12 protein-coding genes are annotated in these 15,150 nt (G+C 71.5%); 3 read left to right on the top strand and 9 right to left on the bottom strand.

Features of this window, described 5'->3' with window-relative positions; all coding sequences use genetic code 11:
- Window positions 1-9: 9 nt before the first annotated feature.
- The 9 genes from ybeY to lepA form a co-directional block, all read right to left on the bottom strand.
- The gene (gene ybeY / locus EI169_RS08855; protein WP_125131998.1) at window positions 10-480 is read right to left on the bottom strand and encodes an rRNA maturation RNase YbeY; all 471 of its coding nucleotides are present in this window, start codon (window positions 478-480) and stop codon (window positions 10-12) included.
- Window positions 477-1,502, bottom strand: a complete 1,026-nt coding sequence (locus tag EI169_RS08860; protein ID WP_240640728.1) for a PhoH family protein — start codon at window positions 1,500-1,502, stop codon at window positions 477-479. The genes ybeY and EI169_RS08860 overlap by 4 nt, the downstream gene beginning before the upstream one ends.
- Before the next feature lie 61 nt (window positions 1,503-1,563).
- Window positions 1,564-1,911, bottom strand: a complete 348-nt coding sequence (locus EI169_RS08865) for an HIT domain-containing protein (protein WP_125132000.1) — start codon at window positions 1,909-1,911, stop codon at window positions 1,564-1,566.
- Between the two features lie 60 nt (window positions 1,912-1,971).
- Window positions 1,972-2,700 (bottom strand): 16S rRNA (uracil(1498)-N(3))-methyltransferase, encoded by a 729-nt coding sequence (locus EI169_RS08870; RefSeq protein ID WP_125132001.1) that lies wholly within the window; start codon window positions 2,698-2,700, stop codon window positions 1,972-1,974.
- Between the two features lie 2 nt (window positions 2,701-2,702).
- A complete protein-coding gene (dnaJ, locus tag EI169_RS08875) occupies window positions 2,703-3,827 on the bottom strand; it encodes a molecular chaperone DnaJ (RefSeq protein WP_125132002.1) in 1,125 nt (374 codons plus the stop codon).
- Window positions 3,828-3,878: 51 nt separating this feature from the next.
- Window positions 3,879-4,919: a heat-inducible transcriptional repressor HrcA gene (hrcA, locus tag EI169_RS08880; RefSeq protein ID WP_125132003.1), complete on the bottom strand. Its 1,041-nt coding sequence runs from the start codon at window positions 4,917-4,919 to the stop codon at window positions 3,879-3,881.
- An 82-nt stretch (window positions 4,920-5,001) separates the two neighbouring features.
- Window positions 5,002-6,219 (bottom strand): radical SAM family heme chaperone HemW, encoded by a 1,218-nt coding sequence (hemW, locus tag EI169_RS08885; protein ID WP_125132004.1) that lies wholly within the window; start codon window positions 6,217-6,219, stop codon window positions 5,002-5,004.
- Window positions 6,219-6,869 (bottom strand): DUF1990 family protein, encoded by a 651-nt coding sequence (locus tag EI169_RS08890; protein WP_125132005.1) that lies wholly within the window; start codon window positions 6,867-6,869, stop codon window positions 6,219-6,221. The genes hemW and EI169_RS08890 overlap by 1 nt, the downstream gene beginning before the upstream one ends.
- Before the next feature lie 30 nt (window positions 6,870-6,899).
- A complete protein-coding gene (lepA, locus tag EI169_RS08895; RefSeq protein ID WP_125132006.1) occupies window positions 6,900-8,759 on the bottom strand; it encodes a translation elongation factor 4 in 1,860 nt (619 codons plus the stop codon).
- 196 nt (window positions 8,760-8,955) lie between these two features.
- Here lepA and EI169_RS08900 point away from each other — a divergent pair, with 196 nt between their 5' ends.
- From EI169_RS08900 to rpsT, 3 genes are all read left to right on the top strand, one after another.
- On the top strand, window positions 8,956-13,932 hold the full coding sequence (locus EI169_RS08900) for an ExeM/NucH family extracellular endonuclease (RefSeq protein WP_240640378.1): 4,977 nt from the start codon (window positions 8,956-8,958) through the stop codon (window positions 13,930-13,932).
- A gap of 93 nt (window positions 13,933-14,025) precedes the next feature.
- Window positions 14,026-14,745, top strand: coding sequence for an alpha/beta hydrolase (locus tag EI169_RS08905; protein WP_125132008.1), 720 nt, complete (start codon window positions 14,026-14,028; stop codon window positions 14,743-14,745).
- Between the two features lie 109 nt (window positions 14,746-14,854).
- On the top strand, window positions 14,855-15,115 hold the full coding sequence (rpsT, locus tag EI169_RS08910) for a 30S ribosomal protein S20 (protein WP_125132009.1): 261 nt from the start codon (window positions 14,855-14,857) through the stop codon (window positions 15,113-15,115).
- Window positions 15,116-15,150: the final 35 nt, after the last annotated feature.

The following is a 15,150-nucleotide window of genomic DNA, read 5'->3' on the forward strand; positions in this document are numbered from 1 at the left end:
GGAGCAGGGTCACGCCCGGTGCCGGCGCCGCTCGGCGCCGTGGAAGCCGGCGATCAGCTCCTTCTGCAGCCCGAACATCTCCCGCTCCTCGTCGGGCTCGGCGTGGTCGAACCCCAGCAGATGCAGGAGGCCGTGCGTGGTCAGGAGGATCAGCTCGTCCTGCGTCGAGTGCCGCGCGGCGACCGCCTGGGTCTCGGCGACCTGCGGGCACAGCACGATGTCGCCGAGGAGCCCGGCGGGCGTGGGCGCGTCCTCCGTGCCGGGGCGGAGCTCGTCCATGGGAAAGCTCAGCACGTCCGTCGGCCCGGGCTCGTCCATCCACTGCACGTGGAGCGACTCCATCGCGCCCTCGTCGACGAGCACGATCGCGACGTCGGCGTCCGGGCTCACGTGCAGCTCGGCGAGGTTGTACTCCATGAGGCGCAGGAGCACCTGCTCGTCGACGTCCATGCCGGACTCGTTGTTGATGTCGATCGTCATGAGCGTCCTCGGCGCGGCAGGTGGTCACGGGGGCCGGCGGCGCGCCCGGCGCGGCGCTCGGCGCGGTTGGCGAACTCGCTGGCCTCGTCGCGCTCGCGGCGCGAGGCGAGGCGCCGCTCGTCGTACTCGCTGTAGGCGTCGACGATGCGGCCGACGAGGGTGTGCCGCACGACGTCCTCGCTCGTGAGGTACGAGAAGTGGATGTCGTCGACGTGGTCGAGGATGCGGGTCACCAGACGCAGGCCAGACGAGCCCTGGGGCAGGTCGATCTGCGTGATGTCGCCCGTGACGACCATGCGGGTGCCGAACCCGAGGCGCGTGAGGAACATCTTCATCTGCTCGGGCGTGGTGTTCTGCGCCTCGTCGAGCACGACGAACGAGTCGTTCAGCGTACGCCCGCGCATGTAGGCCAGCGGGGCGACCTCGATCGTGCCCGTGGCCATGAGCTTGGGCACGATCTCGGGGTCCATCATCTCGTTCAGCGCGTCGTAGAGCGGGCGCAGGTAGGGGTCGATCTTGTCGGTGAGCGTGCCGGGGAGGAATCCGAGGCGCTCCCCCGCCTCGACCGCCGGCCGCGTGAGGATGATGCGGTTGACCTCCTTGCGCTGCAGCGCCTGCACGGCCTTGGCCATCGCGAGGTAGGTCTTGCCGGTGCCCGCCGGCCCGATGCCGAAGACGATCGTGTTCTCCTCGATCGCGTCGACGTACGCCTTCTGCCCCAGCGTCTTGGGGCGGATGATCTTTCCGCGCGACGACAGGATCGCCTCGCCGAGCACCTCGGACGGCCGCGGGCCGCCCTCGGAGCGCAGGATCCGGCTCGAGCTGGTCACGTCGGAGGGGTCGAGGCCCTGGCCGGAGCGCGTCATCGCGAGCAGCTCGTCCACGAGTGCCCGTGCCCGCGCGACGGCGGCCGCCTCGCCGGAGAGCGTGATCTCGTTGCCGCGCACGTGCACGTCGACGTCCGGATGCTCCTTTTCCACGACGCGCAGGAGGCGATCCTGCGGGCCGAGGAGCTGGACCATCGCGACGCCGTCGGCGTAGACGCGGTCGACGGTGGTTCCGGTGCCTTCGGGCTCGCGGTCGTCAGGCACCCGTCGTCTCCTCCTGCAGTCCGCCGGCGAGGACGTGCGCGTGGACGTGGAACACGGTCTGCCCGGCACCGGCGCCGGTGTTGAAGACCAGACGGAAGTCGCCGTCGGCGTGCTCGCCGGCCAGACGCGCGGCGAGGCCGACCATCTCCGCGAGGAGCGCGGGGTCGGCGGCGGCGAGCTCCACGACGTCGCGGTACTCGGTCGTCTTCGGGATCACCAGGAGGTGCACGGGCGCCTGCGGCGCGATGTCGCGGATCGCGAAGACGTGGTCGGTCTCGGCGAGGATCTCCGCGGGCACGTCGCCCACGAGGATGCGCGAGAAGATGGACGCTTCGCTCATGGCGCCAGTCTATCGACGCCCCGTGTCACCGAGGCCGGAGCGCCCGTCACGCGGCCGCCCTCACCAGCGATGCAGGAGCGTGCTCGCGACCGAGAGCGCGGCCGCACCGGCGGTGGAGGTACGCAGCACCGTCTCGCCCAGGCGCACGGGTTCGGCGCCGGCCCGCGCGAGCCGCTGGATCTCGGCGTCGGAGATGCCGCCCTCCGGGCCGACGACGAGATGGACGTCGCGACCGTCGTCGAGCGAGATCCGGGACAGCCGCTGCTCGGCGCGCGGGTCGAGAAGCAGCATCCGCCCACCCTCGGCGAGGCCGGCGAGGTCGTCGGTGCTCGCCGGCGCCGCCACCTCGGGCACCCACGCGCGATGAGCCTGCTTCGCCGCCTCGCGGACGATCGTGCGCCAGCGCGCGAGCCCCTTGTCGACCTTGTGGTCCCAGCGCGACACGCTGCGCTCGGCCTGCCACGGCACGACCGCGTCGACGCCGAGCTCGGTGGCGGCCTGGATCGCGAGCTCGTCCCGATCGCCCTTCGCGAGGGCCTGCACGAGCACGAGCCGCGGCGAGGGGGCGGGCACGTCCCGCCGCGCCGTGATCCGGACGCCGACGCGCTTGGCGTCGACGTCGGCGACCTCGCCGTCCAGCCACACGCCGCTGCCGTCGCCGACCGTCACCGCCTCGCCCGAACGCAGGCGCCGGACCTGCGCCGCGTGATGCGCCTCGGCGCCGGTCAGCACGATCTCGTCGCCGGGCGCCGCATCCGTCGCATCGGCGCTCAGGAAGTGCAGCGCCACGGCTACGCGTTCCGGAAGCGGTCGCGCAGCTTCGCGAACAGCCCCTGGTGGAACTGGGCGAGCTGCGGCGCGGGTGCCTTCGTGCGCTTGGCGAACTCCTCGATGAGGGCGCGCTCCTTGTGATCGAGGCGCGTGGGGGTGACCACGTGCACGCCGACGCGGAGGTCGCCGCGCTGCGAGCCGCGCAGTGGCGTGATGCCGCGCCCCTTGATCGTCAGGACGTCGCCGGACTGCACGCCGGGCCGCACCTCGAGCTCGACGCCGCCGTCGAGCGCCTGGATGGTGGCCGACGTGCCGAGGATCGCGTCGGGCATCGACACCTCGAGCGTCGCGAGCAGGTCGTCGCCGTCGCGGCTGAAGATCTCGTGCGGCGCGACGGTGATCTCCAGGTACAGGTCTCCGTTCGGTCCGCCGGCGGGGCCGACCTCGCCGGAGCCGGGGAGCTGCAGGCGCAGCCCCGTCTCGACGCCGGCCGGGATGTCCACCGACACGGTGCGGCGCGCGCGCACGCGCCCCTGCCCCTGGCACGTCGCACAGGGGTACGGGATCGTCGTGCCGTGGCCCTGGCACGTCGCGCACGGCTGCGTCGTGACGACGTTGCCGAGGAGGCTCCGGACGGTGCGCTGGATGTTGCCGGTGCCGTGGCAGATGTCGCACGTGACCTCGGACGTGCCCGGCTGGCAGCACGACCCCTGGCACGTCTCGCACAGCACGGCCGTGTCGACCTCGAGGTCGCGGTGCGTGCCGAAGACGACGTCGCCCAGTTCGAGGTCGACGCGCACGAGGGCGTCCTGGCCCCGCTCCCGCCGCGACCGCGGACGACCGCCGCGCGGGCCGCCCGCACCGCCGCCGAAGAAGGTCTCGAAGATGTCGCTGAAGCCGCCGAACCCGGCAGCCCCGCCCGCGCCGCCGAACGGGCTCTGGTCGCCGCCCATGTCGTAGCGACGACGCTGGTCGGGGTCGCTGAGCACGTCGTACGCGTGGGTGACGAGCTTGAACCGCTCCGCCGCATCCGCGCCCGGATTGACGTCGGGGTGCAGCTCGCGCGCGAGCCGTCGGTAGGCCCGCTTGATGTCGTCGGCCGAGGCGTCGCGCGCGACGCCCAAGACCTCGTAGTGATCAGCCACTGATCGCCTTCCTGCCCGCCGCAGCGGGATCGTCCTGATGCCGGCGGCGCCTCACCGGGCGCTCTCGTCGTCTTCCAGCAGCCGGGTCAGATAGTGCGCGACGGCGCGGACCGCCGCGAGATTGGTGGGGTAGTCCATGCGCGTGGGGCCGAGCAGCCCGATGCGCGCGCCGCTGGCCGGTGCGTCGTAGTCGCTCGCGAGCACGGAGGCCTCGGGCAGCCCGAACGGCTCGTTCTCGCGGCCGATCGAGACCGACAGGCCCTGCGCGTCGGCGACCATCTCGCTCATCAGCTTCAGCAGCGTCACCTGCTCCTCGATCGCCTCCAGGAGCGGGTAGATGCTGCCGCGGAAGTCGGCCTCGCGCCGGGCGAGCGTCGCCGCCCCGGCCATGACGAGCCGGTCCTGACGGAACTCCTCGAGCTCCTCGGCGAGCACGCGCAGGATGGGATCGGCGAGGGCGTCGAGTCCGCCGGCGGGCGCGGGGGCGTTCGCGAGGAGGGCGCCGAGCCGCTCGGCGGCGCCGCGGACCGAGTGTCCGACCACGAGCGCGCCGACGCGCGCGCGCAGCTGCACGAGCTCGTCGTCGCCCGGCTCCTCGCGCGCGAACGCGATGCGCTGCGTGACACGGCCGGTGTCGGTCACGACCACGACGAGCATGCGCCCGCCGCCGAGGCTCACGAGCTCGACGTGGGTGACGTGAGCGGCCGCGAACGACGGGTACTGCACCATCGCGACCTGACCCGTCAGTCGCGTGAGCGCCCGCACCGTGCGGCCGAGGAGGTCGTCGAGGTCGCCCGAGTCGTCGAGGAAGGACGCGATGGCCGCGCGCTGCGCACTGGAGAGCGGACGGAGCTCTGCGAGGTGATCGACGAAGACGCGGTAGCCCTTGTCGGTCGGGACGCGCCCCGACGACGTGTGGGGCGCCGCGATCAGCTCCTCGTCCTCGAGCTGCGCCATGTCGTTGCGGATGGTCGCCGCCGACACCCCGAAGGCGTGTCGCTCGACGATCGCCTTGCTGCCGACCGGCTCACGCGTGTCGACGTAGTCCTGCACGATCGCGCGCAGCACCTGGAGTCCGCGTTCCGTGACCATGGCACCCCTCCCGCAATCGCTGGCACTCACTCCATCCGAGTGCCAATTCTAGCGGACGGGCGGTGTGCGGCGCCGGACCGGCTCACCGCGTGAGGGCGCGCACGACGGCATCCGCCAGCAGCCGCCCGCGGCGCGTGAGGACGACGCGGCCACGGACGGCGTCGCGCCCCTCGACGAGCCCGTCGGCGACGAGCCCCGCCACCGCCTGCCGGCCCTCGCCGAGCAGATCGGCGACCGCGATGCCCTCGCGGATGCGGCTGCCCAGGAGCACGCTCTCCAGACGCCGCGCCTCATCGTCGGGGCGCTCGCGGCCGGCGGCGGGCGACGACCCCGCGCCCAGCCGGGCCGCGTACGCCGCGGGATGACGCACGTTCCACCAGCGCAGCCCGGCGACGTGGCTGTGCGCGCCGGGCCCGTAGCCCCACCAGTCCGCGCCGCGCCAGTAGGCGAGGTTGTGCCGCGAGCGGTGCTTCGGACCGCGCGCCCAGTTCGACACCTCGTACCACTCCAGGCCGGCGGCCGAGAGCAGGTCGTCGGCGAGCTCGTACATGTCGGCTTCGAGGTCGTCGTCGGGCTCGGCGAGCTCACCGCGGCGGATCTGCCGCGCGAGCTTCGTTCCGTCCTCGACGATGAGCGCGTAGGCCGACAGGTGATCGGGTTCGAGCGCGATCGCCTCCTCGAGCGACGCACGCCAGTCGGCGAGCGACTCCCCCGGCGTGCCGTAGATGAGGTCGACGCTCACGTCGAGCCCTGCCGCCCGCGCCGCGGCCACCGCCGTGCGCACGTTGTCGGGGTCGTGGGTGCGGTCGAGCGCGGCGAGGACGTGCGCCTGCGTCGACTGCATGCCGACCGACATCCGCGTGATGCCGGCGGCGGCGAGCTCGTCGGCGACGCGGGGCGTGACCGTGTCGGGATTGGCCTCGACGGTGATCTCGGCGCCGTCGAGGAGTCCGAACGCACGGCGGACGCCGTCGAGCATGCGCGCGAGGTCGCCCGGTGGCAGCAGTGTCGGCGTGCCGCCGCCGAAGAACACCGTCGACGCCGGTCGGAGGCCGCCGGCGGCGGCGAGCACGCCGGCGGACAGGTCGATCTCCCGCAGCAGCGTGTCGGCGTACTGGTCCTGCCGTGCACCCCGCAGCTCCGACGCGGTGTAGGTGTTGAAGTCGCAGTAGCCGCACCGCACGCGGCAGAAGGGCACGTGCAGGTAGACGCCGAAATCGGCGGACGGATCGATGCGGAGGTCGGCGGGCAGGAGCCCGTCGTCGGGGGCCGGGTCGCCGAGCGGGAGCGCGGCGCCCATCAGCGCCGCGTCGCGTACAGCGGCGAGATCGCCTGCAGGTACCGCTGGAACAGCTCTCGGCGCCGGCGGCGCACGAGGCCGCGGAACATGCGGTACAGCACGGCCACCGGGCGGTCGAAGGCGCGCACGGTGAACCACACCTCGTCGTTCTCGCGCCACTCCAGCACGAAGAGCTCTTCGCCGCTGACCACCGAGTCCGACACCGTGCCGAGCGTGTAGCCGGTGCGACGGGGCTCCTCGATCACCGAGATGACGCGCAGCTCGCCGTCGGCGCGGAGCCCGCCGACGCGGCCGCGCACGCGCACGGTCGTCCCGGGCGCGACGAACGGCGTGCCGTCGGCGTCGAAGCGCTGGTCGGATTCGAGCCGGCTGGGGGCGATCGGGGTGCCGTCGGCGTCGAAGCCGACGCCCGAGTACATCGGCCCGGGCGCGGGGCGCACGTCGCTGATCGCGAGCCCGCCCTCGCGCTGCGCGGCCCAGGCCAGCAGCGACTGCGAGGCGGTCGTGAACCGTTCCTCCCCCGACCCGATCCGCCAGCTCTCCTCGGCCGGCAGCGAGCGCTCCGGCGGGTACTGCATCAGGTCGGGAGCCTGCGTGCCGCCGACGGCGGCGTAGTCGACCGTCTCGTCTCGAAAGGTCCCGCGGCGCATGACCTCCAGCCTACGTCGCCTCTTCCGGGTTTACTTCTTCGTCTCGACGTCGCCGGAGAGGGCCGCGATGAACGCCTCCTGAGGGACCTCGACGCGCCCGACCATCTTCATGCGCTTCTTGCCCTCCTTCTGCTTCTCCAGCAGCTTGCGCTTGCGCGTGATGTCGCCGCCGTAGCACTTCGCGAGCACGTCCTTGCGGATGGCGCGGATGTTCTCACGCGCGATGATCCGCGCGCCGATGGCGGCCTGGATCGGCACCTCGAACTGCTGGCGCGGGATGAGCTTGCGCAAGCGCTCGGTCATCATCGTCCCGTACGCGTAGGCCTTCTCGCGGTGGACGATCGAGCTGAACGCGTCGACCTTCTCGCCCTGCAGCAGGATGTCGACCTTCACGAGGTCGGCCGTCTGCGATCCCGCGGGCTCGTAGTCGAGGCTCGCGTAGCCCTGGGTCTTGGACTTCAGCTGGTCGAAGAAGTCGAACACGATCTCGCCGAGCGGCATGTTGTACCGCAGCTCGACGCGGTCCTCGCTGAGGTAGTCCATGCCGAGGAGCGTGCCGCGGCGCGACTGGCACAGCTCCATGACCGTGCCGACGTAGTCCTTCGGCAGCAGGATGCCGACCTTTACGACCGGCTCGGCGACCTCCGCGACACGGCCGTCGGGGTATTCGCTCGGGTTCGTGACGGTCACGGTCTCGCCGGTGTCGGTGGTCACCTCGTAGGTGACCGAGGGCGCGGTCGTGATGAGGTCGAGCCCGAACTCCCGCGAGAGCCGCTCCGTGATGATCTCCAGATGCAGCAGACCGAGGAAGCCCGCACGGAAGCCGAAGCCGAGCGCGACCGAGGTCTCGGGCTCGTACTGGAGCGACGCATCCGAGAGCTTGAGCTTGTCCAGCGCCTCGCGCAGCTCCGCGTAGTCGCTGCCGTCGATCGGGTAGATGCCCGAGAACACCATCGGCTTGGGGTCGGTGTACCCGGCGAGCGCCTCGGCGGCGGGTTTGCGCGCGTTCGTGATCGTGTCGCCGACCTTCGACTGGCGCACGTCCTTGACGCCCGTGATGAGGTAGCCGACCTCGCCGACGCCGAGCCCGTGCGTGGGCACCGGCTCGGGGCTGGAGACCCCGATCTCGAGCAGATCGTGCGTGGCCTTCGTCGACATCATCTGGATGCGCTCGCGCGGCTGCAGCTGCCCGTCGACCATCCGGACGTACGTCACGACCCCGCGGTAGGCGTCGTACACGGAGTCGAAGATCATCGCGCGAGCCGGCGCATCCGCGTCGCCGACGGGCGCGGGGATCTCGCCGACGATGCGGTCGAGGAGCTCCTCGACGCCCTGCCCGGTCTTGCCGCTCACGCGCAGCACGTCCTCCGGGCGCCCGCCGATGAGCCCCGCGAGCTCGGCCGCGTACTTCTCCGGGTCGGCCGCGGGCAGGTCGATCTTGTTGAGCACCGGGATGATGTGCAGGTCGTTCTCGAGTGCGAGGTACAGGTTCGCGAGGGTCTGCGCCTCGATGCCCTGTGCGGCGTCGACGAGGAGGATCGCGCCCTCGCACGCGGCGAGCGACCGGCTCACCTCATATGTGAAGTCGACGTGACCGGGCGTGTCGATCATGTTCAGCGCGAACGTCTGCTCGGATCCCTGAGCCTGTCGAAGGGCCCACGGCATGCGCACGGCCTGGCTCTTGATCGTGATGCCGCGCTCGCGCTCGATGTCCATGCGGTCGAGGTACTGCGCGCGCATGTCGCGGTCGGCGACGACGCCGGTGATCTGCAGCATGCGATCGGCCAGCGTCGACTTGCCGTGGTCGATGTGAGCGATGATGCAGAAGTTGCGGATCAGCTCGGGCGGGGTCGCACTCGGCTCGAGGGGCTTCAGGGCGCGCGGTGACATGTCCCGTCGATTCTACGGGGGCGCCCGACGACCGGACGGCCGGGGTCGGATGCAGCGGACACCTCGTGTTTACACAGGCGATACCCGGAAGTCCGCGCCATGGGTCATGATCGGAGCAGGTCCCCCCGACCTTCGCGCGCCCCGCTGCCGGGGCGTCATCCGTCGCGCCCACGCACCAGGAGACGACTCTGTGACCGTGCCCACCGCACCCTCCTCCCCGTCCGTTCCGGCCCGCCACCGCGCGCTCGTCGCAGCGATCGGCGCCGCCGCACTCGCGCTCAGCGGCGCGGGCGTCGTCCTCCCCGCGCACGCGGCGGTGAGCACCGGCTCGCCCGTGCTGATCAACGAGGTCTACGGCGGAGGTGGCAACAACGGCGCCACCTACACGAACGACTTCGTCGAGCTGTACAACGCCTCCGCCACCGCCCAGAGCATCGACGGCTGGAGCCTGCAGTACGCCAGCTCGGGCGGCGACTCGTGGGCCAAGTTCGACCTGTCCGGTTCGATTCCCGCCGGTTCGACGTGGCTCGTGCAGCTCGCGGGCGGCGCGAACGGCCTGCCGCTCCCCGTCGCGCCCGACGCGTCGGGTTCGGGCCCCAACCTGTCGGGCACGACCGGCAAGGTGGCGCTGGTGAACTCGACGACTCTTCTCACCGGAGCCACGGGGAACGCCAACGCCGCCGCCTCGGTCGTCGATTTCGTGGGATACGGCCCCGCGAGCGACTACGCAGGCACAGCCGCGGCCCCGGCCACCTCGGCCACGACCAGCGTGTCTCGCGACAGCGAGCACAAGAACACCGCCGACAACACGGCCGACTTCACCGCCGGCGCCCCGACGCCGCAGAAGTCGACGTCCGACGGCACCACGCCCGACCCGGAGCCCTCGACCTCTCCGAGCACGTCGCCTTCACCGAGCACGTCGCCGTCGCCGTCGCCGTCCGGCTCGCAGACCCCCGGCGCCGTCACGCCGATCGCGCAGATCCAGGGACCAGGCGCTGAGACGCCGCTCAAGGGCCAGACCGTGACCACGGAGGGCGTCGTCACGGCGCGCTACGCCACCGGCGGGCTCAACGGCTACGTCATCCAGACCGCCGGCACCGGCGGTGCCATCGACTTCGCCACGCACAAGGCCTCGGACGCAATCTTCGTGTACTCCGCCGCCACGGTCGGCGCAGTCGCGCTCGGCGACACGGTGCGCGTCACGGGCGTCGCCGACGAGTACTTCGGCCAGACCCAGCTCACGGTCGCCGCGGGGGGCGCCACCGTGATCGCGACCCAGACCGCGCCGCAGCCCGCCAAGGTCGTGTGGCCGTCGGACGAGGCGGAGCGCGAGTCGCTCGAGTCGATGCTCCTGCAGCCGCAGGGTCCGATGACGGTGACCGACACGTACGACACCAACGGGTACGGCGAGGTCGGACTCGCGGTCGGGACCTCGCCCCTCCGCCAGCCCACCGACGTGGCGCCCTACGGCAGCGCCGAAGCGGACGCCGTCGCCACGGACAACGCCGCGCGCGGCGTGCTGCTCGACGACGGCGCGTCGACGAACTTCCTCGACCGCGCCGGCGCGAACGCCGGGCTCACCCCGCCCTACATTTCGCTGAGCGAGCCGCTGGTCGTGGGCGGGCCCGTCACGTTCGACAAGCCCGTCATCGCCGCGTACGGCTTCGACAAGTGGCGCCTGCAGCCGACGTCCCCGGTGATCGGCGACGGCACCGGCAAGAACGACGGCGTCACCTTCTCGAACCCCCGCACGGCCGCCCCGGCCCGCGTGGGCGGCGACCTGAGCGTCGCATCGTTCAACGTGCTGAACTACTTCACCACGCTCGGCGACAGCGTCCCGGGGTGCGAGTGGTACGAGCCCATCCGCAACGGCGAGAAGAACTCCGTGTCGGGCGGATGCGACGTCCGCGGCGCGTGGGACGCGCAGGACCTCGCGCGCCAGCAGTCCAAGATCGTCTCTGCGATCAACGCCCTCGACGCATCGGTCGTCGGGCTCATGGAGATCGAGAACTCGGCGAAGCTCGGCGAGAGCCCCGACGAGGCGACGACCACGCTCGTGGCTGCGCTGAACGCGGCGGCGGGCACGACGAAGTGGGCGGTCGTCCCGTCGTCGACGGAGCTCCCCGCCGCCTCGCAGCAGGACGTCATCACCAACGCGATCATCTACCAGCCCGCGCTGGCGAAGCCGGTCGGGCCGTCCCGCGCGCTCGGCACGCTGTCCGGCTCGGGTCAGACGTTCGACAACGCCCGTGAGCCGATCGGCCAGGTCTTCGAGCCGGCCGCCGGCGGCGAGGCGTTCTTCTTCGTCGTGAACCACTTCAAGTCGAAGGGTTCGGCGCCCGCGTCGGGTCCGAACGTCGACAACGGCCAGGGCGCGTGGAACGTCGCGCGCACCGAGCAGGCGAAGGCCCTCGCATCCTGGGTCGAGACGGCCAAGGGTGATGTCGAGTCCGTCGTGCTCGTGGGCGACTTCAACTCGTACGCGCAGGAGAGCCCTATGCTCGCGCTGTACGACGAGGGGTACGTCGACGCCGAGAAGCAGTTCGGCACCGGCGAGTCGAGCTACTCGTTCGACGGCCTGGTCGGCTCGCTCGACCACGTGCTGCTGAACGGGGCCGCGGCGGAGCGCGCGACGGCCGCCGACATCTGGAACATCAATTCCGGCGAGTCCCCCGCCCTCGAGTACAGCCGCTACCGCTATCACGGCGTCGACTTCTTCCAGGACGGGCCGTATCGCTCCAGCGACCACGACCCGGTGAAGGTCGGTCTCGCGGCCGGCGCGGAGGCGCCCGTGCAGCTGACACTGCTGGGCATCAACGACTTCCACGGTCGGATCGACGCGAACACGGTGAAGTTCGCCGGCACGATCGAACAGCTGCGTGCGCAGGCGCCCGGGGAGTCGGTGTTCGTCTCCTCGGGTGACAACATCGGTGCGTCGCTGTTCGCGTCGGGGTACTTCAACGACAACCCGACGCTCAACGTGCTCAACGCGCTCGAGCTTCAGACTTCCGCCGTGGGCAACCACGAGTTCGACAAGGGCTTCAGCGACCTGAGCGGCCGTGTGGAGAACGAGGCGGACTTCCCCTACCTGGGCGCGAACGTCTACCTGCGCGGCACGCAGACCCCCGTGCTGCCGGAGTACGACACGGTCGAGGTCGACGGTCTGACCATCGCGTTCGTCGGTGCGGTCACCGGTGAGACAGCATCCCTGGTCTCCCCCGGCGGCATCTCGACGATCGACTTCGGCGACCCCGTGGAGGCGGTGAACCGTGTCGCGGCGAAGCTGACCGACGGGAACCCGGCGAACGGCGAGGCGGACGTGATCGTGGCGCTGTACCACGACGGCGCCGGCGCGGGCACGCCCGACGGCGCGACGCTCGAGGAGGAGACCGCCGCAGGCGGCGCCTTCAGCGAGATCGTGCAGGAGACGTCGCCCGCCGTGGGTGCGATCTTCACCGGACACACGCACAAGCAGTACGCGTGGTCGGCTCCGATCCCCGGCACCGACCGGACCCGCCCCGTCGTGCAGACCGGATCGTACGGCGAGCGGATCGGCAAGATCACGCTCGACATCGACCCCGAGAGCGGTGACATCCTCGCGCACTCCGAGGAGAACGTCGCGCGGACGACGACGGATGACGCCCGCCTGGTCGCGGATTACCCGCGTGTGGCCGAGGTCAAGAGCATCGTCGACACGGCGCTCGCAGACGCGAAGGCCGTCGGCAATGTGAAGGTCGGCGAGGTGTCCACCGACATCACGACCGCGTTCTCGGGTGGGAAGTTCGTCAACGGCGTCTGGACCGGTGGCAACCGCGACGACCGGGCGAACGAGTCGGCCCTCGGCAACCTCGTCGCCGAGGCGCTGCGCTCCTCGATGGCGGATCTGCCGAACGGCGCCCAGATCGGTGTCACCAACCCCGGTGGGCTGCGCAACGAGCTGTACGACACGCAGGCCGAGTTCGGTGCGGGTGCGGTGCAGGGTCTCGCCGACGGCGACATCTCGTTCTCGCAGGCGCTCGCGGTGCTGCCGTTCAACAACACCACCACCCTGGTGTCGCTGACCGGTACGCAGTTCGTCGACCTGCTCGAGCAGCAGTGGCAGCCGGCGACGGATGCCAACGGCGCACCCATCTCCCGCCCGTACCTGCAGCTCGGCCTGTCGGAGAACGTGACCTACACGTACGACGACACCCGCGCCAAGGGCGACCGCATCACATCGGTCACGGTCGACGGCGAGCCGCTCGACCTCGACGCGACCTACCGGGTCGGCACCCTGTCGTTCCTCGCGGACGGAGGCGACAACTTCACGGTGTTCCGTGACGGGGCCGACCGCCTCGACACGGGCAACGTCGACTACCAGGCGTGGATCGACTACCTGAAGGCTGGCTCGCCGGTCGCGGCGAGCTACGCCAAGCACGCGGTCCGCGTCACCGGTCAGACGACCGCTGCGCCCGGTTCGAGTGCGGTCTTCGCGGTGTCGAACCTCAACCTCACGAGCCTCGGCACGCCGGAGACGACGTCGCTCGAGGTCCGGCTCGGTGACGAGGTCATCGGGACGGCATCGGTCCAAGGCGGCAGCGCCACCGTCACGGTTCCGGTGCCCGCCGACGCCGCGCTCGGAGCGGTCGCCGACGTGGTGCTCACAAGCGCCGCCGCCGGCACCGAGGTCACCGTGCCCGTGACCGTCGGACAGCCGGTGCCGGGTGCGGGGGCGCCGCCGGTGCCGTCGAACCCGGGCGGCAGCATCCCGGGTGCGGGTGTGCAGATCGGCGGCACGTGGGCGAAGGTCGTGCTCGGCAACGGCGGCCGGGTCGAGCAGGGCGGGTCGCTGCCGGTGACCCTGACCGGGCTCACGCCGGGTCAGCAGGTCGCGGCGACCCTGTTCTCCACCCCGATCACGGTGTCGAACATCCCGGCGGCGGATGCGTCGGGCACGATCCGGTTCGCGGTGCAGATCCCGGCCGGGTTCGACCTGGGCGCGCACCGCCTCGTGATCACGACCGCCGGACAGGACCCCATCCAGGTGGGCGTCACCGTGGTGCGGCCCGGGGCGCTCGCTGTCACCGGTGCCGAGCTGCCGTGGGGCATCGCGCTGGCCGGCGCGTTCCTCGTGGTCGCCGGCGGCCTCGCGTTCGCCCTGCGCCGCCGCCCCCGCATCCCCACCGCGGCATAACCCGCGAAAGTGCACCCTCACGCCGAGAGTGCACCCCCGAGCGAGCAGTCTCGCCACGGAGGTGCACTCTCGGCGCTCGCTTAGGCTGAGCCCGTGACGGTCCCGGTCGTGCTCGTGCACGGCATCCGCACGTCCGCGACGATGTGGCGCGCCCAGGTCGATTACCTGCGGCAGCGCGGCAACCCCGTCACGGCCGTCGACCTTCCCGCGCACGGCGCGCGCATGGCGGAGACGTTCACGCTCGACGAGGCGTTCGCCACGATCGACCGAGCCGTGCGCGCGGCCGCCGAGGAGGGCCCGGTTCTCCTCGCCGGGCACTCGATGGGCGGCCTCCTGTGCATCGAGTACGCCGGACAGGTGGATGCGCCGCCGATCGCCGGCTTCATCGCGGCGTCGTGCACCGCGATCCCGCGCGGCGCAGCCCTGGCCACCTACCGCGTGCTCGCGCGCCGCTTCGACGCCCTCCCCGATCGCGGCATGGCGCTCACCCAGTACGTGCTCTCCCGGACGCTTCCCGACGAGACGCGCGCGGACTTCGGCGCCGGCGGCTACGCGTTCGACGCGCAGGACGCGGCCCTGGCGAGCCTGTCGGTGCTCGACCTGCTCGCAGCGCTTCGCCGCATCCGTGTGCCGCTGTGGTTCATCAACGGGCAGTGGGATCAGCTGCGTGTGAACGAGCGCCTGTTCCGGCGCATCAGGCCCGACGCCGAGCTCATCGTCGTCCCCCGCACGACGCACCTCGTGACCGCGATGCGCCCGCAGGTGTTCAATGCGCTCCTCAACCTCGCGATCACGACGGTCGAGCAGGGCTGATAGACTCTGTTGTTGGCTTGCGTGTGGGCCTTCCCGCACGACCGTCGCACGGCGCCCCTCTCCCGCTTGGCGACACGAATCCAGTAACTCCGAACGAAAGACGTCGAACGTGGCGAACATCAAGTCGCAGATCAAGCGCAACAAGACCAATGAGAAGGCGCGCGAGCGCAACAAGTCGGTGAAGAGCGCCCTCAAGACCGAGGTGCGTCGCACCCGCGAGGCCATCGCCGCCGGTGACAAGGCCGCCGCCGAGAAGGCGCTCGCGACCGCGACCAAGAAGCTCGACAAGGCCGTCAGCAAGGGCGTCATCCACGCCAACCAGGCCGCGAACCGCAAGTCGGCGATCGCCAAGCAGGTCGCCGCTCTCTGAGCCCGGCTCTTCCGACGGCCCGTCCCTCCGGGGGC

It is taken from the genome of Microbacterium sp. 10M-3C3 (assembly GCF_003931875.1).
Classification (GTDB): Bacteria; Actinomycetota; Actinomycetes; order Actinomycetales; family Microbacteriaceae; genus Microbacterium.